The organism is Streptomyces sp. NPDC048590 (assembly GCF_043199535.1).
GTDB lineage: Bacteria > Actinomycetota > Actinomycetes > Streptomycetales > Streptomycetaceae > Streptomyces.
In genome coordinates this window covers 44,753-70,199 of sequence record NZ_JBICWC010000014.1, presented here as the reverse complement: position 1 = coordinate 70,199, position 25,447 = coordinate 44,753, and the positions used below count along the sequence as shown (strand labels likewise).

The following is a 25,447-nucleotide window of genomic DNA, read 5'->3' as shown; positions in this document are numbered from 1 at the left end:
CGGCCTTCGCCGGTGCCCCTCCCGTCTCACTGCTCGCTCGGGCTACGCCCTCGCTCCGATGCTCAGCTGCAGCCGCTGGTCGAGCCGCAGCCCTCGCAGATGTAGCAGGAGCCGGCGCGCTGCATCTTCGTGCCGCAGGAGAAGCACAGCGGCGCGTCCGCGCTGATGCCCAGCTGCATCTCGACCAATTCGGCCGAGGTGTGCGCGGCCTTGGGAGCCGGCTTCTCCGCGGCGCCCGCCTCGGGCGACGCGACGGCCTTCAGGGGCTCCACCCGGACAGGCGCGGACTGGGCCAGGCTGTCCAGGTCCTCGTCGCCGAACGCGGGCTCGTACGACCCGGTGTCGAGGTGGCGCTGACGCTCCTCGGCCGAGTGGATACCGAGCGCCGAGCGCGTCTCGAACGGCAGGAAGTCGAGTGCCAGGCGGCGGAAGATGTAGTCGACGATCGACTGCGCCATGCGCACGTCCGGGTCGTCCGTCATACCGGCCGGCTCGAAGCGCATGTTCGTGAACTTGGAGACGTAGGTCTCCAACGGCACGCCGTACTGCAGACCGACCGAGACCGCGATCGAGAAGGCGTCCATCATGCCCGCGAGGGTGGAACCCTGCTTGGACATCTTCAGGAAGACCTCACCGAGACCGTCGTCCGGGTAGGAGTTCGCGGTCATGTAGCCCTCGGCACCGCCGACCGTGAAGGAGGTGGTGATGCCGGGACGGCCCTTGGGCAGACGCTTGCGGACCGGGCGGTACTCGACGACCTTCTCGACGGCCTCGCGGATCGTCGCCTCGGTCTTCGCGGTGACCTCGGTCTTCTCCTGCTCCTTCTTCTTCGCGGAGAGGGGCTGGCCGACCTTGCAGTTGTCGCGGTAGATGGCGAGCGCCTTGACGCCCATCTTCCACGCCTCGAAGTAGACCTCCTCGACGTCCTCGACCGTCGCCGTCTCCGGCAGGTTGACGGTCTTGGAGAGGGCGCCCGAGATCCACGGCTGGATCGCCGCCATCATGCGGACGTGGCCCATCGCGGAGATGGAGCGCTCGCCCATGGCGCAGTCGAAGACCTCGTAGTGCTCGAGCTTGAGGCCGGGTGCGTCGATGACGTTCCCGTTCTCGGCGATGTGGGCGACGATCGCCTCGATCTGCTCGGGCTGGTAGCCGAGGCGGCGCAGCGCCTGCGGCACGGTGCCGTTGACGATCTGCATCGAGCCGCCGCCGACGAGCTTCTTGAACTTGACCAGCGCCAGGTCGGGCTCGAGGCCGGTGGTGTCGCAGGACATCGCGAGACCGATGGTGCCGGTCGGCGCGATGACCGAGGCCTGGGCGTTGCGGAAGCCGTTCTTCGCGCCGAGGCGGATCACGTCTTGCCAGGCCTCCGTGGCGGCGGCCCAGACCGGCGAGTCCAGGTCGTCCGTGCGCACGGCCACGGCATTGGCGTCCGAGTGCTGCTTCATGACGCGCTGGTGCGGCTCGGCGTTGCGGGCGTAGCCGTCGTACGGGCCGACGACCGCGGCGAGCTCGGCGGAACGGCGGTAGGACGTACCGGTCATCAGGGAGGTGATGGCACCGGCGAGGGCGCGGCCGCCGTCGCTGTCGTACGCGTGACCCGTCGCCATCAGCAGGGCGCCGAGGTTGGCGTAGCCGATGCCGAGCTGGCGGAAGGCGCGGGTGTTGTCACCGATCTTCTGCGTCGGGAAGTCGGCGAAGCAGATGGAGATGTCCATCGCGGTGATGACCAGCTCGACGACCTTGGCGAAGCGCTCGGACTCGAAGGACTGGCGGCCCTCGCCGTCGTCCTTGAGGAACTTCATCAGGTTCAGGGACGCGAGGTTGCACGAGGTGTTGTCCAGGTGCATGTACTCACTGCAGGGGTTCGAGCCGTTGATCCGGCCGGACTCCGGGCAGGTGTGCCACTTGTTGATCGTGTCGTCGTACTGGATGCCGGGGTCGGCACAGGCCCAGGCGGCCTCGGCCATCTTGCGGAAGAGCGACTTGGCCTCGACCTCCTCGATGACCTCCCCGCTCATGCGGGCCCGCAGTCCGAACTTCCCGCCGGCCTCGACGGCCTTCATGAACTCGTCGTTCACGCGGACCGAGTTGTTGGCGTTCTGGTACTGGACGGACGTGATGTCGTCGCCGCCCAGGTCCATGTCGAAGCCCGCGTCGCGCAGGGCGCGGATCTTCTCCTCCTCCTTCACCTTGGTCTCGATGAAGTTCTCGATGTCGGGGTGGTCGACGTCGAGGATGACCATCTTGGCCGCGCGGCGGGTGGCGCCACCGGACTTGATCGTCCCGGCGGACGCGTCGGCGCCCCGCATGAAGGAGACCGGGCCGGAGGCGTTGCCACCGGAGGAGAGCAGCTCCTTGGAGGAGCGGATACGGGAGAGGTTCAGGCCGGCGCCGGAGCCGCCCTTGAAGATCATGCCCTCTTCCTTGTACCACTCGAGGATCGACTCCATGGAGTCGTCGACGGCCAGGATGAAGCAGGCGGAGACCTGCTGCGGCTGGGGCGTACCGACGTTGAACCACACCGGGGAGTTGAAGCTGAAGATCTGGTGCAGGAGGGCGTAGGCCAGCTCGTGCTCGAAGATCTCGGCGTCGGCGGGGGAAGCGAAGTAGTTGTGGTCCTCGCCGGCCTTCCGGTAGGTCTTCACGATCCGGTCGATCAGCTGCCGCAGGCCGGTCTCGCGCTGCGGGGTGCCGACCGCGCCCCGGAAGTACTTGCTGGTGACGATGTTGACCGCGTTCACCGACCAGAAGTCGGGGAACTCGACGCCACGCTGCTCGAAGTTGATCGAGCCGTCGCGCCAGTTGGTCATGACGACGTCACGGCGCTCCCACGCGACCTCGTCGTACGGATGTACGCCGGGAGTCGTGTGGACGCGCTCGATGCGCAGGCCCTGCTTGGTCGCAGTCGACTTGGCTCCCTTGGTGCGGGAACCCCGTGCCGGGCCGCTCGCCGTCTCTGTCATGCCGCCTCCCATATGTGGGCAAAAACGCCCTGAAGTGCCCAGTTCTTCCCAGGGCACAGTGTGTGTCCGACGCTCCGGACGCCGCGCACAGCGTCTCGGAACAGGTGTGGTACGCGCGCCGCCATGGCCCGGCCACCCCATGGGGCGGCCGGGTGATCAATCAGCGGCCACCGCGGCGGGGGCGGGGACCTCGGAGGTCTCGCCGCTCCCGCATTGTTCTGCGCGAGGCCGCTGTTCGCGGAGTTCCGCGATGGCGGTCTCGAAGTCCTCGAGCGAGTTGAACGCCCGGTACACCGACGCGAAGCGCAGGTACGCGACCAGGTCGAGCTCCCGCAGGGGGCCGAGTATGGCCAGACCGACGTCGTGCGTGGTCAGCTCGGCACTACCGGTGGCCCGTACGGCCTCCTCGACCCGCTGGCCGAGCTTCGCCAGGGCGTCCTCGGTGACGGGACGGCCCTGGCATGCCTTACGGACCCCCGAGATGACCTTGGTGCGGCTGAAGGGCTCGGTCACACCGCTGCGCTTGACCACCATCAGCGAGCAGGTCTCCACCGTGGTGAAGCGACGGGAGCAGTCCGGGCACTGGCGGCGCCGGCGGATCGACGTTCCGTCGTCCGTCGTACGGCTGTCCACGACCCGGCTGTCGGGGTGCCTGCAGAAGGGGCAGTGCATGTCTCCGAACCCTCCTTCCACAGCACGACTGAATAGCCTTCGCGGGTCCGGCAAGGACCCCGAAGACAGCCACAAGCATAGGCGATGAACTCGCCCCCGAAGGACCAGGTACCACTACTTGTGGGTGGCCGTAACAGTGCAACCACTACATCTAGGGTTTCGCTCGATCTCGCACTCCCGCGCGTGTCGCGCTTCCCCGGGGAACGCGGGGCAGCCTACGGCCCCGGAAGAGGGTACGGGAAGCACTCTGCGCCGGGCGCTCCCACCCCACCGGATCGAGCCCCCACGACCCCCGCGGCCCCCTTCCCCGACGCCACAGGCGAGCACCGCCGCACCGCAGCGTCCGGGACGCGCCGGACACACACCCCCGCACACCGCGAGGGCGGGCAGAACGCTAGCGTTGACCTCCGGATCCGACCGGCGGCCCGAGTCCGCCGCGTCGGCGCATACACCCCCCGGCAGGTCGGCAACAGTCCTTTATTCGTTTTTCACTCGAACGTGTGTTTGGCGCAACCTTTCGAAAGCTACTACCGTTGCCTAACCAGGGAGACCATTCGAGAGGGGCCGACGTGACCACCACCGCAGACAGTGCCACCATCACCGCCCAGGACCACCGCTCCCAGGGCCGACTTGAGCCGGTACACGCCATGAATGACGCAGTCATGAACGCGGAGGGGCCCGAGCCCACGCGACCCGCACGCTCCTTGCCCGGCCGACCTCCCGGCATCCGGGCGGACAGCTCCGGGCTCACCGACCGGCAGCGGCGCGTGATCGAGGTCATCCGGGATTCGGTGCAGCGGCGGGGATATCCCCCGTCGATGCGCGAGATCGGCCAGGCGGTGGGACTCTCCAGCACGTCGTCCGTCGCCCACCAGCTGATGGCCCTGGAGCGCAAGGGATTCCTGCGCCGCGACCCGCACCGCCCCCGCGCGTACGAGGTCAGGGGCTCGGATCAGCCCAGCACCCAGCCGACCGACACCACCGGCAAGCCCGCGGCCTCCTACGTTCCTCTGGTCGGCCGGATCGCGGCCGGAGGACCGATCCTCGCCGAGGAGTCCGTCGAGGACGTCTTCCCCCTCCCCCGCCAGCTCGTCGGTGACGGCGAGCTCTTCGTGCTGAAGGTCGTCGGTGACTCGATGATCGAGGCGGCGATCATGGACGGCGACTGGGTCACGGTCCGTCGCCAGCCGGTCGCGGAGAACGGCGACATCGTCGCGGCCATGCTGGACGGCGAGGCCACGGTCAAGCGCTTCAAGCGCGAGGACGGCCATGTCTGGCTGCTCCCTCACAACTCCGCCTACCAGCCGATCCCCGGTGACGAGGCGACCATCCTGGGCAAGGTCGTGGCGGTGCTGCGGCGGGTGTGAGCTCCCGCCGGTTCGGACTGGGCCCCGGGATCTCTGCGCCGATCCCGGGGCCCTGACATGCCCGGCCCAGCCCTGCTCACCTCGCGGCTTTGGCCGCCTCATCGATCGCCGCGAGAGAGCGGCGGACCTGGTTCCTGTCGGTGGTGTACCAGAAGTCCGGCAGGGAGGCGCGGAGGTAGCTCCCGTAGCGGGCGTTCGCGAGACGGGGGTCGAGCACCGCGACCACCCCCTTGTCGCCCATGGCGCGCACCAGTCGGCCCGCTCCCTGGGCCATCAGCAGCGCGGCGTGGGTCGCCGCCACCGCCATGAACCCGTTGCCGCCGGATTCCTCCACCGCCTTCTGCCGCGCGCTCATCAGCGGGTCGTCGGGCCTGGGGAACGGAATGCGGTCCATGACCACGAGCTGACAGCTCGGTCCGGGGACGTCGACGCCCTGCCAGAGGGAGAGCGTCCCGAAGAGGCAGGTGTCGGGATCTGCCGCGAAGTTCTTGATCAGCTCACCGAGTGTCTCCTCGCCCTGGAGGAGAACCGGCCTGTCCTGCCGGCCCCGCATGTCCTCCGCCGCCGCCTGCGCCGCGCGCATCGACGAGAACAGGCCCAGGGTCCGGCCGCCCGCGGCGTCCACCAGTTCGGCGAGCTCGTCGAGCATGTCGGTGCGTGAGCCGTCCCGGCCGGGTGTGGCAAGGTGCCGGGCGACGTAGAGGATCCCTTGCTTCGGGTAGTCGAACGGCGAGCCGACGTCGAGGCCCTTCCACTGCGGGATGTCGTCGCCCGCCGTGCCCTCCGGCGCGAGCCCCAGTGAGGCACCCACCCCGTTGAAGTCGCCGCCGAGCTTGAGGGTGGCCGAGGTCAGGACCACCGAGCGGTCGGCGAACAGCTTCTCGCGCAGGAGACCGGAGACGGACAGCGGGGCGACACGGACGGAGGCGCCGAAACGGTCGTGGCGCTCGTACCAGACGACGTCGTACTCGGAGCCCTGGGTGATGCGCTCCGCGACATCGTGGATCGACTCCACGGAGGCCATGGCCTGCTTGCGCACCGCGTCCTCGTCCTGCACGGACTTGTCCCGGGTGCCTCCCAGGGCGGAGATGACCGTGCGCGCGGCGTCACGCAGCGCCATCAGCGCGTAGCCGAGGTCCTCGGGTACCTCTTCGAGACGCCCCGGGAGCGCGAGCTCCATGACCCTCTCGAAGCCCTCGGAGGCGGTGAGCAGAGCGTCGGCCGCCTTCTCGTTGACCAGCTTGGCCGCTCGGCGCACCGCACGGTTCACCTGGCCAGGGGTGAGCTCTCCGGTGGCCACCCCGGTGACCCTGGAGACCAGCTCGTGGGCCTCGTCCACGATCAGCACCTCGTGCTTGGGGAGCACCGGGGCGCCCTCGATCGCGTCGATCGCGAGCAGGGCGTGGTTGGTGACGACGACGTCGGCGAGCTTGGCCCGCTCCCTGGCCGCCTCCGCGAAGCATTCGGCGCCGTAGGCGCACTTGGTGGCGCCGAGGCATTCACGCGAGGAGACCGAGATCTGCGCCCAGGCCCGGTCCGAGACGCCCGGTGTCAGGTCGTCCCGGTCGCCGGACTCCGTCTCGTCCGACCAGTCACGCAACCGCAGCAGGTCCTGTCCCAGCTTGCTCGACGGTGCCGCTGCCTCGAACTGGTCGAAGAGCCCCTCCTCCTCGTCCTGCGGCGCCCCCTCGTGCAGCCGGTGGAGGCAGAGGTAGTTCGACCGGCCCTTGAGCATCGCGAACTGGGGCCGCCTGCGCAGCAGCGGCTGGAGGGCCTCGACCGTCCGTGGAAGGTCGCGCTCCACCAGCTGTCGCTGGAGTGCCAGGGTGGCCGTGGCGACCACCACGCGCTCGCCGTGCGCCAGGGCCGGCACCAGATAGCCGAGGGACTTGCCGGTCCCCGTTCCGGCCTGGACGAGCAGATGGGCGTTGTCGTCGACGGCCTCGGCGACGGCCTCGGCCATGGAGACCTGGCCGGGCCGTTCCGTACCGCCGACTGCGGCGACGGCGGCGTGGAGGAGCTCGGGGAGAGATGGCTTCGTCATAGCGCGTCCACCCTACGGCGCCCCACCGACAACATCGATCGGTCCCGGACTCACGCGGAGAGGTGCAGGGGATTGGGCACCACTCCGTGGACCGCTGCGTGCGGACGCTGCGGCCGGTCTCGGTAACCGTCCAGATGCAGACGGTTGCGGTTGAGACAGAGCCGTTCGATCGTCGGTGTCAGCATGTCGAAGATCTCGAACCGCTCCTTGAGTTCGGGGAAACGGGCGTGATGGCGCAGGATCTCCGCTCGGACGAGTGACCAGAATTCACCCTCCGGCACACCCAGTTGCTCCTCGCAGAGCGGGGAGAGGTAGCGGAAGACGCCCACGAAGAGCCCGGAATGGATGAACTGGGTGAGGAACGCCGGGTCCTCCGTGAGCAGCACGTCCCTGACGTCCTGCGGCATCGTCCCGTGCTCGGGGAGGGGCCGCGAGCTGACGTTGACGTCGTCCACGAAGTCCTTGATCGCCAGACGGACGGGGACGTCGTGCTCGTCGAACACGACGATGGCGTTCTCTCCGTGCGGGGAGAACACCGTCCCGTAGCGGTAGAGGAAGTGCAGCAGCGGCGGGAGCAGCGAGGCGAAGAGCCTGGTGAGCCAGGCCGTCGGACTCAGTCCCGAGCGGGCGACGAGCTCGGCGGTGAAGGAACGGCCCTCGGGGTCGGTGTGCAGCAGGGAGGCGAGCGTGCGGGCACGTTCTCCTGGAGCGAGACGCGGCTGGAGCGGCTCCCGCCAGATCGCCCCGAGGATCTCCTTGAACTGGTACGGCACCTCGGGGAGATGGTCGTACAGAGGGTGCTCGACCGCCACGGAGGCGACCTCCCCCAGGAGGATCACCCCGCAGGTGTCCCGCAGGAAGGGATCCGCGTCCCGGATCCCCTGGACCCACGCGGTGACGGCCGGGGCGGCGAGAGTGCGTTCGGTGGGCAGGCCACGCCAGACGAGGGTGTTGAGGATCGAGAGCGGCAGTTTCACCGTGTGCCGCTCGGGGTGGCCCACGTTGGTGAAGGTGCGGATGGACTGCTGCGGCAGCCGGAGGTCGCCGTCGGTGTGCAGCGGGACGATGTCGCCGTCGGCGATCGCAGGCGCGAACAGCGGGACGATCCATTCGTCCCACTGCCAGGGGTGTACGGGCAGGAAGAGGTAGTCCGCCGGGTCGTGGCCGCGGTCGCGCAGCGCCGTGGTGAAGGAATCCCTTACGGACGGGCTCAGTTCATGGGCGTACAGGTCGTCGGAGGTGGCGACCCGGCCCACGCCCCGGAAGCCGGCTATACGGGTACTGACGGCGATCCAGGGCAGCGTGGTGGCGGACCTGGACTCCGGGGTGAAGCGGCCGGAATCCGTGGCCGAGAATCCGAGTCGGCCCTTGTTCGCGACGAGCCAGGGGTGGCCCGTCTGATGTCCTTCGAGCTCGGGGTAGGGAAGGTCCGCCAGCTGGGCGGCGCCCAGTGCCGTGTGGTCGAGGCGGGCGTCCGCGGTGAGCGTGGCGGTGAGCTCACGGATGAGATGGCCGAGGGTTGCCCCGTCCAGTCCGAGAAGGCCCCGCCCCCGGGCGAGGAAGCGCAGCGGGTCCCGGAAGGGGGTGCCGTCGCTCTCTCCGTCCCCCATGCCGGTGGATTCCCCGGTGCCGGGGAGCTCGTGGATCGTCCTCGGGTCGACGCGCCAGCTTCCGTAGACACCACGCCGGGCGTGGAAGCTCAGGGTCGCGCCGTCGTCGAGCCGCAGGGTGTGGTGCCCGCTGCGCCCTGCCCCGTCCCGCTCGCGCGGCGTCGGTTCGATGACTTCCTCGTAGGCGAACTCACCGATCATCTTGGCGAGCAGTCTGGCCCCCGCACGGTCCCAGACGGTGCGGTCGAGCTCAGGGGCGGCGAGTGGATCGTGGCCCTCCGCAGGACGACGGCTCGCGGGATATGTCGGCACGTGGACTCCTCCGGGTGGGACCGATGGGGTTCGAGCGGGCTGAACGGTGCGGTGGGGCGCTCACAGGCGGCCGCGAAGAGCACGGTCACGCACCATCAGGGCGGCGCGCTTGTCCGGCAGGTCCACTTCCTCGCAGAAGCGGAAGCCGGCGCTCAGGAAGGCCGATACGGACGGGGTGTTGCGCAGGTCGGGCTCCGCGACGACCCGGCCGCAGAGAGGACGGTTGTCGAGGACGAGGTCGGACACGGCTCGCAGCAGCAGTGTCCCGATGCCCCGTCCTCGGTCGCCCACACCGCCGATGAGGAGATGGAGGCCGATGTCGTGCGGCCGTGCGGCGTAGTGACGGGCCAGCGGGTCCAGATCCGCGCGGTAGATCTCCCAGTAGCTCATGGGCACGCCGTCGAGGATTCCGAGACAGGGGACGCCCCGTCCGTCCCCTTCGAGCTGGGTCCTGACGTGGCCGGCCGTCACCGACTCCGGCCCGGCGAGCTCCCAGAAGGCGGCGACCGCCGGATCGTTCATCCACCGGCTGATCATCGGCACGTCCCGTCCGGCTTCGACGGCGGCCAGCTGGAACACTCCCGCCGGTGTGGTGACGGGGCTCCAGGAACCGGGGTTCCCCACGAGCGCCGAGTCGTCGGCCGCCTCGCCGCCGGAGGGAGAGTCGCCGAGCAGAGCGAGGAGCTCCTCGGTGAGGCGCAGTTCGAGGGTGTCCTCGGTACCCGAGGCGTCGTACGGGGCTGCCCCTGATCCGCTTCCGGCATCTGCGTGCGCATCGGCCTGACGCACCTGGTGTGCTCCTCTCGTGGGGATGCGGACTGTTCGCTTCCTCGTCGTTCAGCCGTGGAGCGGGTTGTCGATCGTGACGTAGACGGACTGGGTGTCCACCGGCCCGACCAGCTCGTCGAGCCCGTGCATCCGGGTCAGCATGTTGGCCTTGCACCGCAGCCGGTCCGTCTCCAGGAGATAGCCGGGCAGGGACGAGCCCAGGGGCACGGCCCGCTCGAGGAATCGGCGGAAGGCGGCGAGCAGCAGTTGTTCGTCGCAGAGCCGCTGCGCTCCGAACGCTCCGATCAGCCCGAACACGTTGTTGATGCCCAGGTAGTAGGCGAGCCGCTCGTCGGTGACGGCGTCGGAGACGAAGGTGTCGCTGACGGCGCCGATACCCGGAAGCCGGCGCTCCAGTGCGGATCGGTGCGACTCGCGGAAGTAGTAGCCCTGGTTGTCCCGGTACCGTCCCCCGACGGGCCAGCCGTCTGAGTCGAGGAGGACGAGGGTGTTCTGCTGGTGTGCTTCCAGGGCGACGCCCGCGTGCGCGTCGAGCCAGAGGACCGGCAGGACGACGCGGTCGAGGTAGCGCAGGAACCACTCGGCGCATACGGCCCCGGTGGTCCTGCCGGTGCGGGCGGCCAGCGAGGAGACCGTGTCGGCGAGTCGTGAGTGCGTGCCGGAACGGCCCGGCCAGGGGCGGGGGGCGGTGAGTCCCGCGATGCACACCGGGTCGTCCGAGGGTCCGAAGGGATTGTGGCGGAGGATCACGTCGAGTCCGTGGACGGGGCCGCCGTCGGGGTGGTCGACGGCCAGCCATGCCGGGTCCCGGACGATGTCGAAACCCGGGTGGGCCGTCTGCCACAGCTCGGCAAGCCCGGTGCGGAGCAGGCGGTGGACCTCGGCTCCGCGGTGGAGCTCCTTGCGGAGGTTCTCCCTGCGTGAGTTGGTGATGCGCACGCCGAGGGAGAGCTTCAGCATGAGGTCGGCGCCGGGCCGGTGCACGGTGCGGACGGACGAGGTGGGGTGCCAGTGCTCCCCGTGCGGACCGAGGTCGTGCAGCAGGCCCTTCTCGCAGAGCGCCACGACCTCGGGGCGGCGGAGCACCTCCGTGGCCTGCCAGGGGTGGAAGGGGATGGCCGCCGTGCCCTCGGGGAGTCGCAGCCCCTGGCGGTGGGGGGCGAGGAGCGCTTCCGCGGTGACCGGCCTGCCGGCTCTGGTCCAGGAGGAGTCCGTGGCCAGCACGGAACGGTCGACCGCCATCCAGTGGAGCGGGAACGATCCGCGCAACTCCGGTGAGTAGAGCAGGGTCTCGGACTCCGAGAGGCCCTCGCGGCTCTTAGGTGTGGGGTGCAGGGGGTGGCCCAGGACGAGGGACTGCTCGGCGGTGAGGAAGCGGTCGGGCTCGGAGTCGAGTACGGGTGCGCGGCGCCGGTCGGCGAGGAAGACGGCGGTGTTCCGCGTCGAATCGGCCACCCTGGCGACCAGGTCGAGCCCGGTGTCGCGCCCGCCCTCACGGCTGAGCAGCGCCGCCGCGGTGGCCGCGTCGACCGCCGGAGCCCCGTCGGGGGCGTTCTCCAGGACGGGCGGGCCGAAGCGGTGCCAGCCCGTACTGGACCAGTGGGCGACCGGGACCAGCAGCGCCGCGCCGCTCGCCGGGAGAGGGATGCGCAGGGTGTCCCTCGGCGGGCGGGGCAGGTCGTTCTCCCTGATCCAGCAGCGGAGGAGGTTCTCCGAGCCCGCGTGGTCCGCGGCCCGGAGCGGGTCGGGGTGGTCCAGCGGGTCCTGCCACCCGGGGCCCGGGGCCTGCTCCGGAAGGGCGCCGGCTCGCGTGTCAGCGACGGGACGCGGGCTTCCGTACGGTCCGGCCTTCTGGCGCGGCACGGTCGTCGACTCGACGGCGAGGTGCCCGTCCGGCGGTTCTTGTCCTCGCTGCTGCCCGGGGCGAGTGCCTTCGGCGTCGGACGCGGGGGTGGGGTTCACGGCGGTCTTCCTTGTGAGAGGTCCGGGATCAGCGGGTCGGCCCGGCGACTGCCCGGCGGGACGGAGAGCGCTCGGCCGCTCTCAGCGCGTCGGCGAAGCGGTCGACGACCGCGGTCGCCTGCTCGTCGGTGAGCGTGAGGGGAGGGAGCAGTCGGACCACTGCGCTGTGGCGTCCGCCGAGCTCGACGATGAGCCCTCGGTGCAGGCACTCCTGCTGGACGGCCGCGGCGAGGGCGGGGTCGGGCGGCGGGGCGGAGCCCGTCTCGGCGGTGACGGTGAGCGGTTCGGCCTCGGGGTCGACGAGCTCGATGCCGAGCATCAGGCCGCGGCCGCGCACATCGCCGATGCTCGGGTGTTCCGAGCCGAGTGCCTGCAGCCGGGCCAGCATCCTGGCGCCGAGGATCCCGGCGCGCTCGGCGAGTCGGTTCTCCCGTACGAATGCGAGCGTCGCTGCCCCGGCGGCCATGGCCAGCTGGTTGCCGCGGAACGTGCCGGCGTGGGCACCGGGCTGCCAGCGGTCGAGCTCGGACCTGTAGACGATCACCGCGAGGGGCAGCGAGCCACCGATGGCTTTGGAGAGCACCATGACGTCGGGCACGACCCCGCTGTGCTCGACCGCCCAGAACGTGCCGGTCCGGCCGACACCGGTCTGTACCTCGTCCGCGATCAGCGCGATCGAACGCTCCTGGGTGATCCGGCGCATCCGGCGCATCCACTCGTCCGGTGCGGGATTCACCCCTCCCTCGCCCTGTACCGGCTCGAGGATCATGGCCGCCGGGGCGGGTACCCCTCCCTTGGGGTCGTCCAGGAGGTGTTCGGTCCAGCGCGCGGAGAGATCCGCGCCCCGCTCGCCGCCCACGCCGAACGGGCAGCGGTAGTTCTGCGGGAACGGCAGCCGCGTCACCCGTACCTCCGGCGCGCCGCCCGACGCGCCCAGGGCTCCGGCGGTCATTCCGTGGTAGGCACCCGTGAAGGCGAGCAGTTCGCTGCGTCCGCCGGCCGCCCGGACGAGTTTGAACGCCGCCTCGACGGCGTCCGTGCCGGCAGGGCCGCAGAACTGGATCCGCGCGTCGTCGGCCAGCTCCCGCGGCAGGGTGGCGAACAGCTCGGTGGTGAAGTCGTCCTTGACCGGGGTGGCGAGGTCGAGCACGTGCAGGGGTGCCCCGGAGTCGATGACCTTCCTGATGGCCTCGAGCACCACGGGGTGGTTGTGGCCGAGCGCCAGGGTGCCCGCGCCCGACAGACAGTCCAGGTAGCGCCGGCCGTCGGCGCCCTCGATCGTCATACCGCGAGCGCGTACCGGCACGATCGGCAGGGACCGCGCATAGGTGCGGGCCGCCGATTCGCGTAGCGCCTGACGTCGCAGAATCCCCTCGTGCGCGGGGGGCGCTGCCACCGGAGCTGGTTCGGTCACGGCCACGGCTGTCGGTCCTCCTGCGATAACGGTTGCGTTGCGTCTTGGTGCTTCTTCCGAGGACGTACCGCGCCGATGAACGACGTACGGAGGTCCCCCGCACGTACCAACGACGCGGAAGGCGGGAGATCACGGGTAAATCGGAAGATCCTTGCGCAGGGGAACCGTGGACCTGCCGAGCGCCGTCCCCAAGGGCACCGGCATAGTAGGGGCCGCACGCGGGGTGGGGCCGCCTCTCCCGGAGTGTGCGCCGCGCCCCCGAAGGGCCGTGCAGCGCACGCCTGTTCCGCGGTGCGGCAACGAAGTCAGTGACGAAGTCCCAGGGGGATCACCAGATGCGACCCATGCGCCCGACCGACACCGCGCCTCGCGGGGCGGTTCTTCGCCGAACGCCCCGGGTGTTCGCCGCCACCGCTCTCGCCGCCGTCCTGGCCCTCACCGCCGCCGCGTGCGGGCCGGAGGAGGACGGGGCGGCCGGCGAACCGAGCAGCTCCGCCGAACAGTCCGCGGACGGGAAGGTCGTGATCCCGGACGATCTGAAGGACCGTCTGAAGGAGCACGGGATCGACCTCGACCAGTGGCGGAAGGGCGAGTGGAAGAACTGGGACAAGGACACCTGGCTGCGCGAGGCGAAGGACTTCGTCAACCCGATCATCGAGGACCTCTGGGACCCGGACCGGATGAGGGACGCGGACAAGCCTCCGGAGAACCCCGTCGCCCCCGACATCTCCGGTGACGAGGGCGTGACGGACCCGACGCCGGTACCGGTCAGGGCCGCGAATCTCGCGACGCCGTACCACGACAGCGCGCCCGCCTCGGGGAAGCTGCTGTTCGACGGCCCCGAGGGATCGATGGTCTGCTCCGCGACGGTGGTGCAGGACCCGGCCCACCCGGGCAAGTCCAACATGGTCTGGACGGCGGGCCACTGTGTGCACGCCGGCAAGAACGGCGGCTGGTACCGCAACATCGCCTTCGTCCCCTCGTACAACGACAGCGGCATGTCGACGGCGGAGCTGCAGAACGCCTCCAAGGAGGAGATCGCCCCGTACGGCGTGTGGTGGGGCCAGTGGGCCCAGACGTCCGACGAGTGGATCAACCAGGGTGCCGCGACCGGCGGCCAGGGCGCCCCGTACGACTTCGCCGTGCTCCAGGTCGCGCCGGAGAAGGGTTCGACGGGCAAGTCCCTGGAGGAGACCGTCGGTTCCGCGCTGCCCGTCGAGTTCAACGCTCCGGCGGTCCCCGAGATCGAGAGCATGACGGCGACCGGCTATCCGGCCGCCCCGCCCTACGACGGCCAGAAGGCCCTGCAGTGCGCCGACAAGCCGGGGCGCCTCACCGTGTTCGAGCAGCAGCCGACGATGTACCGCATCGGGTGCACGATGACCGGTGGCTCCTCCGGCGGCGGCTGGGTCGCCGAGGGACAGGACGGCAAGCCGGCCCTGGTGTCCAACACCTCGATCGGCCCGGTGACCGCGGGCTGGCTGGCAGGTCCGCGCCTGGGCAAGGAGGCCGAGGGGGTCTACGAGGCGGTCAGCAAGAAGTACGCGGGCCGGTAGGACCGCGCAGGCCCGCTCCGGGAACGGCGGTCGCCGTCCGGGGCGGGCACGACGGAGGCCGGGCTCCCCACGTGATGCGGGGAGCCCGGCCTCCGTCGTGTGCGGTCCGTCAGTGGGCGGCCGGGACGAAGACGGCGAGTTCCGCCGCGAGTTCTTCGTGGACCCGTGCCTTGAGCAGGGTGCCCTCCGGGGTGTGCTCCTCGGAGATCATCTCGCCCTCGGCGTGCACCCTCGAGACGAGTGCGCCCTGGATGTAGGGCACGAGCGCCTCGATCTCCACGGAAGGCCGCGGGAGCTCGGCGTCGATGAGCGCGAGCAGCTCGTCGATCCCGGCACCGGTCCGCGCTGACACCGCGATAGCGTGCTTCTCGGTGCGCAGCAGCCGCTGCAGCACCAGCGGGTCGGCGGCGTCCGCCTTGTTGATCACGACGACCTCGGGCACGTCGACCGCGCCGACCTCCCGGATCACCTCGCGTACGGCCGCGAGCTGCTCCTCGGGCACCGGGTGCGAGCCGTCGACCACGTGCAGGATGAGGTCGGAGTCGCCGACCTCCTCCATGGTGGAGCGGAACGCCTCGACCAGGTGGTGGGGCAGGTGCCGGACGAATCCGACGGTGTCGGCCAGGGTGTAGAGCCGGCCGCTCGGGGTCTCGGCCCGGCGCACGGTCGGGTCAAGGGTGGCGAACAGGGCGTTCTCCACGAGGACGCCCGCTCCGGTGAGCCGGTTGAGCAGCGAGGACTTGCCGGCGTTGGTGTAACCGGCGATCGCCACGGAGGGCACCTTGTTGCGCTTGCGCTCCTGCCGCTTGATCTCGCGGCCGGTCTTCATCTCCGCGATCTCCCGGCGCATCTTCGCCATCTTCTCGCGGATCCGTCGCCGGTCCGTCTCGATCTTGGTCTCACCGGGTCCACGGGTGGCCATGCCGCCACCGCCGCTGGAGCCACCGCCGCCCATCTGACGGGAGAGCGACTGACCCCAGCCGCGCAGCCGCGGCAGCATGTACTGCATCTGGGCCAGCGACACCTGCGCCTTGCCCTCACGGGACTTGGCGTGCTGGGCGAAGATGTCGAGGATCAGGGCGGTTCTGTCGACCACCTTGACCTTGACGACGTCTTCCAGATGGATGAGCTGGCCGGGGCTGAGCTCACCGTCGCAGACGACGGTGTCGGCCCCGGACTCGAGCACGATGTCACGGAGCTCCATGGCCTTGCCCGAGCCGATGTACGTGGCCGGGTCGGGCTTGTCACGCCGCTGGAACACGGCGTCGAGCACCTGGGCGCCCGCCGTCTCGGCGAGGGCCGCGAGCTCCGCGAGGGAGATCTCCGCGTCGTGGACGGTCCCCGATGTCCAGACACCGACGAGCACCACACGCTCCAGGCGCAGCTGCCGGTACTCGACCTCGGTGACGTCCTCGAGCTCGGTGGAGAGGCCCGCGACACGACGCAGTGCCGCACGCTCGGAGCGGTCGAACTGGTCGCCGTCCCGCTCTCCGTCGATCTCGTGGCTCCAGGCGACGTCCTCTTCCATCAGGGCGTCGGCCCGAAGGCTCTCGGTGCGGCTCACGGATTCGTTCTCCGGGGCGCTCTGCGCGTCCTGCGCGTCCTGGGGAAGGGAGGAAGAGGAGGTCATTGGATCCTTACGTCGATAGAAGTCCGATACGCCAGTCACAACGCGTGACCCCGCCGGAAGATTCCCCTGTACCGGGACGACCGGCCGGCCGCCGTGCCGACGGGTCGATAGTGGCATGTCCCCGCTCAGCGCGTCACTCGGGTTTCGGTGCCCGCGGCGTGTCCGGGCCCGCGGTGCGGGGTGTCTCGCTGCGCCAGTCCGGGTGCCCCGGCATCGGCGGGGTCTTCGTGGCGTACAGCCAGCCGTCGAAGAAGTCCGTCAGATCGCGTCCGGCGATCCGCGAGGCCAGCGCCGTGAAGTCCTCGGTGGTGGCCGAGGCGTCACGGTGGGTACGCACCCAGGTCCGCTCCAGGCGGTCGAAGGCCGCCTGGCCGATCTCGGCGCGCAGCGCGTACAGGATGAGCGCGCTGCCGTCGTACACCACCGGCCTGAAGAGGCTGATCTTGTGGTCGGGGGTGGGTACGTCGGGTCGTGCGGGCGGGCCTCCGGCGGCACGCCACGCGTCCGAGCGGGCATACGCCTCACGCATCCTGAGTTCGAGCGGCTTCTTCGCGTGCTCCTCGGCGTAGCGGGCCTCGTACCAGGTGGCGTGGCCCTCGTTGAGCCAGAGGTCGGACCAGGAGCGGGGGGAGACGCTGTTGCCGAACCACTGGTGGGCGAGCTCGTGCACCATGACGGAGTCGACGTACCACTCGGGATGTCCGGTCCCGAGGAACAGGGAGCGTTCGAAGAGCGACAGGGTCTGGGTCTCCAGCTCGAAGCCCGTCTCGGTGTCGGCGACGAGGAGTCCGTACGTCTCGAAGGGGTACGGCCCGACCTGCTTCTCCATCCAGGCCAGCTGCGCCGGGGTCTTCCTGAGCCAGGGCTCCAGCTTCGCGCGGTCCGCCGCGGGGACCACGTCGCGGACCGGCAGTCCGCGCGGCCCGGTCCGGTGCGGGACGGCGGAGCGGCCGATGGAGACCTGGGCCAGTTCGGTGGCCATCGGGTGCTCGGTCCGGTAGGTCCAGGTGGTCGCGGTCCCGTGCTCGCGCTTCCCGGCGGGGAGGCCGCCGGCGACGACGGTGTACGCCTTGGGCGCGGTCACCCGGAAGGTGAACCATGCCTTGTCGGACGGGTGGTCGTTGCCGGGGAAGACGCGGTGCGCGGCGTCGGCCTGGTTCGCCATGACGAGCCCGTCGGAGGTGGGCACCCAGCCCCCGTTGTCCTTGTTCCCGGAGGGATCGCTCGTGTGCCGGACGGTGATCCGCAGGGGCGCGCCGGCGGGGAGCGGGGCGGGCGGTTCGACGACGAGGTCCTCACCGGCGGTGGCGAACTCGGAGTTCAGCCCGTTGATCTTCACGGAGCTGACGGTTCCGCGGGCGAAGTCGAGGTTGATCCGGTCCAGGTGCGCGGTGGTGCGCGCGTCGATGCTGGTGACCGCGGACAGGGGCTTGGTGTTGGTGCCCTGGTAGGTGAGCGAGATGTCGTAGGCGAGGACGTCGTAGCCCGGGTTGCCGAGGTGCGGGAAGAGGCGGTCGCCGAGGCCGAGGGGTTCGGGTGCGGGCAGTGTGGCGGCGACGAGGCCGACCGACGCGGTGGCGAGCAGGGCGGCGCGCAGTCGGCGCGAGGTGAGCGGCATGGACTACGGCTACCAGCGCCCACCGGCCGCGCGGAGGTGGCGCGCGCCGCGCCACCCGAACGGGTCGCCTCGTCGGCGGTCAGCCCGCCGAGGCGGCCTGCTGGGCGCGGCTCACGTCGTACACCCCGGGTACGTCGCGCATGGCCCGCATGAGGCCGGGCAGCCCGGCGGCGTCCGGCAGCTGCAGCGTGTACGTGTGCCGGACGCGCTGTTCGCTCGGGGGCTCGACATTCGCCGAGACGATGGCCGCGTCGGCGGTCGCGATGGCCTCGGTCAGGTCCGCGAGGAGCCTGGGCCGGCCGAAGGACTCGGCGACGAGGGTGACCCGGTAGTCGGCGCTGCCGCTCAGGTCGCCCGGGTCGTTCCAGCGTGCCGCGACGGCGGTCCGGCCGGCCCCGCGCATCCGGGCCACGGCCGGGCACTCCTCGCGGTGCACGGTCACGGTGCCGCCGCGCACGGTGAACCCGAGGATGCGGTCGGGCGGGACGGGCGTGCAGCACCTGGCGAGCCTGACCGGTGCACCCGGCGTCTCGACGGCCACGCTCAGGAGCCTTCCCCCGGTCCGGCCCCGGCCGCCGGGCGGCTCCTCGGAGGGCTGGGCCTGGAGCCTCGGTGCGTCAGGTCCGCTCCTGTGGGGTCCCTGGGCACCGACGGGGTGGGCGTCGAGCCATGCCGAGATCGCGATCCGGGCCGCCGGGGTACGGGCGTGGTCGAGCCACTCGGGCGAGGGCCCGGAGGAGGCGTCCTGGGCCAGCAGCAGTTGCACCGTGTCGCCGTCGTTCAGTGGGGTGCTCAGCGTGGCGAGGCGGCCGTTGACGCGTGCGCCGATACAGCCGTGGGCCTCGTCGCCGTGCTGCGCGTAGGCGGCGTCGACGCAGCTGGCGCCCGCCGGAAGTCCGAGTGTCCCGCCGTCGGTGCGGAAGACGGTGATCTCCCGGTCCTGGGCCAGGTCGGCACGGAGTGTGGCCCAGAAGGTGTCGGAGTCCGTCGCGGACTCCTGCCAGTCCAGCAGGCGGGAGAGCCAGCCCGGCCTTGTCGGGTCCGCGCGCTCGCCGTCCGCGGGTTCGGCCTGGTTCGCGGCGGCGCTGCCGTCCTGTGCGTACGGATTGCCGAGCGCGACGACGCCGGCCTCCGCGACCTTGTGCATCCGGTGCGTCCGGATGAGGACCTCGGCGACCGCGCCTTCGTCACCGACGACGGCGGTGTGGAGGGACTGGTAGAGGTTGAACTTGGGTGCGGCGATGAAGTCCTTGAACTCGGAGATCACCGGGGTGAAACAGGTGTGGAGTTCGCCCAGGACGGCGTAGCAGTCGGCGTCCTCCCCGACCAGGACCAGGAGGCGCCCGAAGTCGGTGCCCCGCATCTCGCCGCGTTTGATCCTCACCCGGTGCACGGAGACGAAGTGCCGCGGCCGGATGAGGACCTCGGCGCTGATGCCCGCCTCCCGCAGGGTCGCCCTGACCCTGTCCGCGATGTCGGTGAGCGCGTCCTGTGCGTCATCCCAGGCGGAGATCAGCGCGCGGGTGCTCTCGTACTCCTCCGGGTGGAGGATCGCGAAGACGAGGTCCTCGAGCTCCGTCTTGAGTGCCTGCACTCCGAGGCGCTCGGCCAGCGGGATCAGGACGTCGCGGGTGACCTTGGCGATCCTGGCCTGCTTCTCGGGACGCATGACGCCGAGGGTCCGCATGTTGTGGAGCCGGTCCGCGAGCTTGATCGACATGACCCGGACGTCGTTGCCGGTGGCGACCAGCATCTTGCGGAAGGTCTCCGGCTCGGCGGCCGCGCCGTAGTCGACCTTCTCGAGCTTGGTGACGCCGTCCACGAGGTAGCAGACCTCGTCCCCGAACTCCTCGCGTACCTGATCGAGCGTCACATCGGTGTCCTCGACCGTGTCGTGGAGGAGCGAGGCCGTCAGGGTCGTGGTCTCCGCGCCGAGTTCGGCGAGGATCAGGGTCACCGCCAGCGGATGGGTGATGTAGGGCTCGCCGCTCTTGCGCATCTGGCCCCGGTGCGAGGACTCGGCGAGGACGTACGCCTTGCTGAGCACCGACAGGTCGGCGTCCGGATGGTGCGCGCGATGGGCCTCCGCGACGTGCCCGATGGCGTCGGGCAGCCGGTCACGGGAGACCGGCCCGAGCAGGGCGACACGGCCCAGCCTGCGCAGATCGATCCGTGGACGACCGCGCTTGCGAAGGGGAACACCTGGATTGGTGGCCTCTGCGCTCATGGGGGCACCTCCGGCAGCGTCGACCGGCGGTGGAGGGGTGCGGTTACACCCCCGGGCCGGTGCTTGATGCTATCGACCCCACCACGTGGCGCAGTCCGCCTCTCGCCCAGCGTGAAACGGATCACCCATTCGAGCGAAGCTCTAACCGATCATCGTTTCGAGCCAGGCCGGGTCGATGACGCCTTCGGCGACGATCACGGCAGGGCCCGTCATGTCGATCCCGCCGTCCGGGTGCTCGGTGATCACCAGCGTGCCACCGGGCAGATCCACCGTGTACGTCGCGGGGGCCCCGGTCAGCGCGGGGTCGACACCGTCCCTGCGGGCGGCGGCGACCGCCACGGCGCAGGCGCCGGTGCCGCACGAACGGGTCTCGCCGGAGCCCCGCTCGTGGACGCGCATCGCGACGTGCCCCGGTCCCCGGTCCACGACGAACTCGATGTTGACCCCGTCCGGATAGACCGACTCAGGGCTGAACGGCGGTACGGAGCGCAGCTCACCGGCGTGTGCGAGGTCCTCGACGAAGGCGACGGCGTGCGGATTGCCCATGTTCACGTTCCGGGCCGGCCAGGAGCGTCCGTCGACGGTGACCGTGACGCCGTCGCCGGGGAGCTCGGCCCGGCCCATGGAGACGGTTACTGCACCGTCCTTGGCGAGGTGCACCCGCTTGACCCCGCCCCGGGTGGCCACCGCCAGGTCCCCTTCGGAGACGTGGCCGGCACTCTGCAGGTAGCGGGCGAAGACACGCACCCCGTTGCCGCACATCTCGGCGACCGAACCGTCGGCGTTGCGGTAGTCCATGAACCACTCGGCCTCCGCGGCCATGGCCCGGGCCTCGGGGTGCGCCTCGGACCGCACCACGTGCAGCATTCCGTCACCGCCGATGCCCGCACGGCGGTCGCAGAGCCGCGCGACGACGGATGCCGGCAGGTCGAGGGCGTTGTCCGGGTCGGGAACGATCACGAAGTCGTTCTCCGTGCCGTGGCCCTTGAGGAAGCTGATCTGCGGAGTGCTCACCCAGCAACTGTACGAGGCCACGTGGGCTGCTCGTATCCCCGGGCCCCCGTCAGCGGAGCCGGGCCACCCGCCAGACGGCAAGGGCGACGAGCACGGCGCAGACGATCACGTACAGCGCGATCATCCGCCAGTCGGGGCGCTCGTCCTCACCACGGCCGGGGAGGCCGGGCCAGGTGTGGCCCACGCGGCGGGCCGCCATCATGCCCCAGCCGGCGGCGCAGCAGCTGATCAGGAGCCCCAGCATGGCGACGACGGCGCCGCCGCCGCCGAACTCGAAGGCGAGCGGGAAGGCGAACATCAGGGATCCGACGGCCGCCAGGGCCACGATCGGCGCCAGCTGCCAGATCCTCATCCGGCGTGCGGGGCGCAGCTCGACCTCGACCTCGGGAGCCACCTGCGGCTCGTCCGGCCCGTCAGGGCTCAGGCGCACCTCGTCGTGGTGCGTGATCGCTGCTTCCCGGTCTGTGTCGCGAGGGCCGGCCTCCATCGCCACGCGCCCTCCCAACTCGGACTCCACTGGTGGATCGATGCTCGATGATGGCACGCTCCCGGCTGCCGAAATGACGGCCGGAGCGTCCCGATGCCATCACGTGATCAGGCTGTAACCGCTCGTTCGACCAACGCCAGCGCCCGCTGCGGGAGTTCCTGCCGCTCCGTTTCGGCGCCGCTCAGCCATCGCACGCGCGGGTCGCGCCGGAACCACGAGTCCTGACGGCGCGCGAAGCGTTTGGTGGCGCGTACGGTCTCGGCGCGCGCCTCGTCCTCGGTGCACTCCCCCGCGAGCGCCGCGAGGACCTGCTGGTAGCCCAGCGCGCGGGAGGCCGTACGCCCCTCGCGCAGCCCCACGGCCTCCAGGGCGCGCACCTCCTCGACGAGGCCGGCCTCCCACATCCGGTCCACCCGGGTGCTGATCCGTTCGTCCAGTTCGGGCCGGCCGACGTCCACACCGATCTGGAGTGCGTCGTAGACCGCCTCGTCGCCCGGGAGGTTCGCCGTGAACGGCTTTCCCGTGATCTCGATGACCTCGAGGGCGCGGACGATACGGCGCCCGTTGCTGGGCAGGATGGCGCCGGCGGCCCCGGGATCCGCGGCGGCGAGCCGGGCGTGCAGGGCACCGGAGCCGAGCTCCGCCAGCTCCTGTTCCAGCCTGGCCCGGACCTCCGGGTCCGTCCCGGGGAATTCGAGGGCGTCGATCGCGCCCTTCACGTAGAGACCCGATCCGCCCACCAGCACAGGCGTGCGCCCCTCGGACAGCAGTCGGTCGATCTCGGCGCGCGCGAGCCGCTGGTACTCGGCCACGCTCGCGGCCTCGGTGACGTCCCAGATGTCCAGGAGGCGGTGCGGGACCCCGTCGCGTTCGGCGAGGGTCAGCTTCGCGGTTCCGATGTCCATGCCCCGGTAGAGCTGCATGGAGTCGGCGTTGATCACCTCACCGCCGAGCTGCTGGGCGAGGAACACTCCCAGATCCGATTTACCGGCGGCGGTGGGACCGACGACGGTGATGACATGGGGGGCGGGAGGTGGTCTTCTCACCGGGACAGTCTCCCAAACTCCAGGACACCCGCGGACCGGGTGAGGAGGCGCACGGTGGTTCCGCGGTGACGGACGGATACGACGAGTCACGCATGATTGACCACAGACGGGTAAAATGTGACCCACAGTCCCCCAGCACGGAAGGTGACCCATGGGTTTCCTGGACAACCTGAAGGCCAAGCTGGCCCCGGCCAAGGAGAAGGTCGGCGACCTCGCCCAGCAGCACGGGGGCAAGATCGACCAAGGACTCGACAAGGCCGCCCGCACCGTCGATCAGAAGACCAAGGGCAAGTACAGCGACAAGATCGTGTCCGGTACGCAGAAGGCCAAGGACGCGGTGGACCGTCTGGGCAACAAGGACACGGGCGGCACCCGGCCGCCGACGCCCCCCGCGTCCTGAACACGGAGGACCCGTACGTCTGAGGGTCGGAGAGCGATCCGCTCTCCGACCCTCAGACGTACGGGCGGGGGTTCACGACCACGTGGCGACGGTGTAGCCGACGCCGTACGGGGCGTCCTCGTACAGCAGCCGCCCATCCAGTCCCGCGGTACGGGCCGCACCGGCGAGCACCTGCCAGGGGGCCCGTCCCGCCGCCTTGAGTTCGTGTGCCAGGGACGCGTCCAGGGCGCCGAGCGCGGCCACGTCCGCCCCGCCGAGCGCACGGGCGGCCGCGGCGTCGAAGCCGGTGGCACGCTCGTCGAGGTAGCCGGGCGCCTTGACCGTGCGGCAGGCGCTGCCGTCCCCCATGACGAGCATGGCGACCCGCTCGGCCCGGGACGAAAGTCCGGCCCCGCCGGCGATGCAGTCCTCCGTGGGGAGCGTCTCCTCCACACCGAGCCCTTCGACCGGTGCCCCCTGCCACCGGACGCGCTCCAGCAGCCACGCGGCGACAGCGAGGGACGGCGGGAGCGGGCGCGCCGGTGCGTCCGCATCGGCGGCGGGCTCCCCCAGCCGCACCGTCGTCCCCACTCCGAAGCCGGCGAATGAGCCGACGGATCCCGGGGCGTACACCCCCGCCTCACCGGGCCCGGTGGGTCCGGTCACGACGAGCAGCTCCGGCTGTGCGGCAGCGAGTACGGCGAGGGCGTCGAGGCAGGCGTTCCTGGCGGCGTCCAGTTCGGGACCGGCTCCTGCGGCCACCTCGGGGACCAGCAGCGGCGGGCAGGGGCAGACGGCGGCGGCGACAAGCATGCCGGTCAGCGTACTCAGTCGCAGCCGCACCCCGGGGTGGCGGCCACGGGCAGGGGCGCGGGCGCGCCGATGCCGGGCAGGCCGAGCATGACGCCCGCGGGCCGGTCGGCGGGGGCGGCGTTGCGCTTCTCCCAGGCGTCGCCCGACCGGGTACGGCGGACGCCGAGCGGTGCGCCCTCGGCGAGCAGGTGGTGCGGCGCGGCGTAGCTGATCTCCACGGTGACCACGTCTCCGGGACGTACGTCCTCGGACGGCTTGGTGAAGTGGACCAGCCGGTTGTCGGGGGCGCGGCCGGAGAGCCGGTGGGTGGCGCCGTCCTTGCGTCCCTCGCCCTCGGCGACCATCACGTCGAGGGTGCGGCCGACCTGCTTCTTGTTCTCCTCCCAGGAGATCTCCTCCTGGAGGGCCGACAGGCGCATGTAGCGCTCCTGCACGACCTCCTTGGGGATCTGGCCCTCCATGTCCGCGGCGGGGGTGCCGGGCCGCTTGGAGTACTGGAAGGTGAAGGCGTTCGCGAAGCGGGCCTCGCGCACGGCGTGCATGGTCTGCTCGAAGTCCTCCTCGGTCTCCCCCGGGAAGCCGACGATGATGTCGGTCGAGATCGCGGCGTCCGGCATGGCGGCGCGCACCTTCTCGATGATTCCGAGGAAGCGCTCCTGGCGGTAGGAGCGGCGCATGGCCTTCAGGATGGTGTCGGATCCCGACTGCATCGGCATGTGGAGCTGTGGCATCACGTTGGGGGTCTCGGCCATGGCGGCGATCACGTCGTCGGTGAAGTCGCGCGGGTGCGGCGAGGTGAAGCGGACGCGCTCCAGGCCCTCGATCGTGCCGCAGGCGCGCAGCAGCTTGGAGAAGGCCTCGCGGTCGCCGATGTCGGAGCCGTAGGCGTTCACGTTCTGGCCGAGCAGGGTGATCTCGCTGACGCCCTCGGCGACGAGGGCCTCGATCTCGGCGAGGATGTCGCCGGTCCGGCGGTCCTTCTCCTTGCCGCGCAGTGCGGGCACGATGCAGAAGGTGCAGGTGTTGTTGCAGCCCACGGAGATCGACACCCACGCGGCGTAGGCGGACTCCCGGCGGGTCGGCAGGGTCGAGGGGAAGGCCTCCAGGGACTCGGCGATCTCGACCTGCGCCTCCTCCTGGACCCGGGCGCGCTCCAGGAGGACCGGCAGCTTGCCGATGTTGTGCGTCCCGAAGACGACGTCGACCCAGGGAGCGCGCTTCACGATGGTGTCGCGGTCCTTCTGCGCGAGGCAGCCGCCGACGGCGATCTGCATGCCGGGGCGCTTCGTCTTCATGGGAGCGAGGCGGCCGAGGTTGCCGTAGAGCTTGTTGTCGGCGTTCTCGCGGACGGCGCAGGTGTTGAAGACGACGACGTCGGCGTCACCGTCGGAGCCCTCGGGTGCCCTCACGTATCCGGCGCCTTCCAGCAGACCCGACAGGCGCTCGGAGTCGTGGACGTTCATCTGGCACCCGTAGGTGCGTACTTCGTAGCTCTTCTGGACGTCCACTGCATCGCTCCGGTTGCCGCTGGTCATGGAACA

The 25,447-nt window shown here is 70.7% G+C and carries 18 protein-coding genes; 3 read left to right on the top strand and 15 right to left on the bottom strand.

The genetic code is table 11. The features are described 5' to 3' along the window. Positions 1–62: 62 nt before the first annotated feature. Together ACGFNN_RS31975 and nrdR are read right to left on the bottom strand one after the other, a co-directional pair. Complete coding sequence (locus ACGFNN_RS31975; RefSeq protein WP_393561180.1) at positions 63–2,966, bottom strand: vitamin B12-dependent ribonucleotide reductase; 2,904 nt, start codon at positions 2,964–2,966, stop codon at positions 63–65. 156 nt (positions 2,967–3,122) lie between these two features. Further along, on the bottom strand, positions 3,123–3,638 hold the full coding sequence (gene nrdR, locus ACGFNN_RS31970; protein WP_393561178.1) for a transcriptional regulator NrdR: 516 nt from the start codon (positions 3,636–3,638) through the stop codon (positions 3,123–3,125). Between the two features lie 569 nt (positions 3,639–4,207). Between nrdR and lexA the strand changes: the two genes are divergently transcribed. Continuing rightward, on the top strand, positions 4,208–5,005 hold the full coding sequence (gene lexA / locus ACGFNN_RS31965) for a transcriptional repressor LexA (protein ID WP_329233606.1): 798 nt from the start codon (positions 4,208–4,210) through the stop codon (positions 5,003–5,005). Between the two features lie 76 nt (positions 5,006–5,081). On the opposite strand, the gene ACGFNN_RS31960 is transcribed toward lexA, so the two are convergent. From ACGFNN_RS31960 to ACGFNN_RS31940, 5 genes are read right to left on the bottom strand one after another with little or no spacing between them, the layout of a single operon-like run. Beyond that, positions 5,082–7,049 (bottom strand): ATP-dependent DNA helicase, encoded by a 1,968-nt coding sequence (locus ACGFNN_RS31960; protein WP_393561176.1) that lies wholly within the window; start codon positions 7,047–7,049, stop codon positions 5,082–5,084. Positions 7,050–7,099: 50 nt separating this feature from the next. Further along, the gene (locus tag ACGFNN_RS31955; protein ID WP_393561174.1) at positions 7,100–8,971 is read right to left on the bottom strand and encodes an IucA/IucC family protein; all 1,872 of its coding nucleotides are present in this window, start codon (positions 8,969–8,971) and stop codon (positions 7,100–7,102) included. 60 nt (positions 8,972–9,031) lie between these two features. After that, on the bottom strand, positions 9,032–9,760 hold the full coding sequence (locus tag ACGFNN_RS31950) for a GNAT family N-acetyltransferase (RefSeq protein ID WP_393561172.1): 729 nt from the start codon (positions 9,758–9,760) through the stop codon (positions 9,032–9,034). Between the two features lie 48 nt (positions 9,761–9,808). Then, the gene (locus ACGFNN_RS31945; RefSeq protein ID WP_393561170.1) at positions 9,809–11,722 is read right to left on the bottom strand and encodes an IucA/IucC family protein; all 1,914 of its coding nucleotides are present in this window, start codon (positions 11,720–11,722) and stop codon (positions 9,809–9,811) included. Positions 11,723–11,750: 28 nt separating this feature from the next. Further along, positions 11,751–13,142 (bottom strand): diaminobutyrate--2-oxoglutarate transaminase family protein, encoded by a 1,392-nt coding sequence (locus tag ACGFNN_RS31940; RefSeq protein WP_393561168.1) that lies wholly within the window; start codon positions 13,140–13,142, stop codon positions 11,751–11,753. A 338-nt stretch (positions 13,143–13,480) separates the two neighbouring features. On the opposite strand from ACGFNN_RS31940, the gene ACGFNN_RS31935 reads away from it, so the two are divergent. Beyond that, a complete protein-coding gene (locus tag ACGFNN_RS31935; RefSeq protein WP_393561276.1) occupies positions 13,481–14,692 on the top strand; it encodes a trypsin-like serine peptidase in 1,212 nt (403 codons plus the stop codon). Between the two features lie 109 nt (positions 14,693–14,801). Here the strand turns inward: ACGFNN_RS31935 and hflX are convergent, their stop codons facing one another. The 6 genes from hflX to miaA all read right to left on the bottom strand — a co-directional run bounded on the left by hflX (position 14,802) and on the right by miaA (position 22,714). Then, the gene (hflX, locus tag ACGFNN_RS31930; protein ID WP_362555394.1) at positions 14,802–16,322 is read right to left on the bottom strand and encodes a GTPase HflX; all 1,521 of its coding nucleotides are present in this window, start codon (positions 16,320–16,322) and stop codon (positions 14,802–14,804) included. 133 nt (positions 16,323–16,455) lie between these two features. Further along, positions 16,456–17,940, bottom strand: coding sequence for a M1 family metallopeptidase (locus ACGFNN_RS31925; RefSeq protein ID WP_393561166.1), 1,485 nt, complete (start codon positions 17,938–17,940; stop codon positions 16,456–16,458). Between the two features lie 79 nt (positions 17,941–18,019). Next, the gene (locus tag ACGFNN_RS31920; protein WP_393561164.1) at positions 18,020–20,167 is read right to left on the bottom strand and encodes a RelA/SpoT family protein; all 2,148 of its coding nucleotides are present in this window, start codon (positions 20,165–20,167) and stop codon (positions 18,020–18,022) included. Between the two features lie 141 nt (positions 20,168–20,308). Next, positions 20,309–21,181 (bottom strand): diaminopimelate epimerase, encoded by an 873-nt coding sequence (gene dapF / locus ACGFNN_RS31915; protein ID WP_393561162.1) that lies wholly within the window; start codon positions 21,179–21,181, stop codon positions 20,309–20,311. Positions 21,182–21,230: 49 nt separating this feature from the next. Further along, positions 21,231–21,668, bottom strand: coding sequence for a hypothetical protein (locus ACGFNN_RS31910; protein ID WP_393561274.1), 438 nt, complete (start codon positions 21,666–21,668; stop codon positions 21,231–21,233). A gap of 107 nt (positions 21,669–21,775) precedes the next feature. Next, positions 21,776–22,714 carry a tRNA (adenosine(37)-N6)-dimethylallyltransferase MiaA gene (gene miaA / locus ACGFNN_RS31905; RefSeq protein WP_393561160.1) on the bottom strand — a complete coding sequence of 313 codons (939 nt, stop codon included), beginning with the start codon at positions 22,712–22,714 and terminating at the stop codon, positions 21,776–21,778. A 151-nt stretch (positions 22,715–22,865) separates the two neighbouring features. Between miaA and ACGFNN_RS31900 the strand changes: the two genes are divergently transcribed. Beyond that, positions 22,866–23,114, top strand: coding sequence for an antitoxin (locus tag ACGFNN_RS31900; protein ID WP_362555384.1), 249 nt, complete (start codon positions 22,866–22,868; stop codon positions 23,112–23,114). Between the two features lie 72 nt (positions 23,115–23,186). On the opposite strand, the gene ACGFNN_RS31895 is transcribed toward ACGFNN_RS31900, so the two are convergent. Together ACGFNN_RS31895 and miaB are read right to left on the bottom strand one after the other, a co-directional pair. Then, positions 23,187–23,906 carry a class III extradiol dioxygenase subunit B-like domain-containing protein gene (locus tag ACGFNN_RS31895; RefSeq protein ID WP_393561158.1) on the bottom strand — a complete coding sequence of 240 codons (720 nt, stop codon included), beginning with the start codon at positions 23,904–23,906 and terminating at the stop codon, positions 23,187–23,189. Positions 23,907–23,920: 14 nt separating this feature from the next. Next, positions 23,921–25,441, bottom strand: coding sequence for a tRNA (N6-isopentenyl adenosine(37)-C2)-methylthiotransferase MiaB (gene miaB / locus ACGFNN_RS31890; RefSeq protein WP_393561156.1), 1,521 nt, complete (start codon positions 25,439–25,441; stop codon positions 23,921–23,923). Positions 25,442–25,447 lie beyond the last annotated feature (6 nt).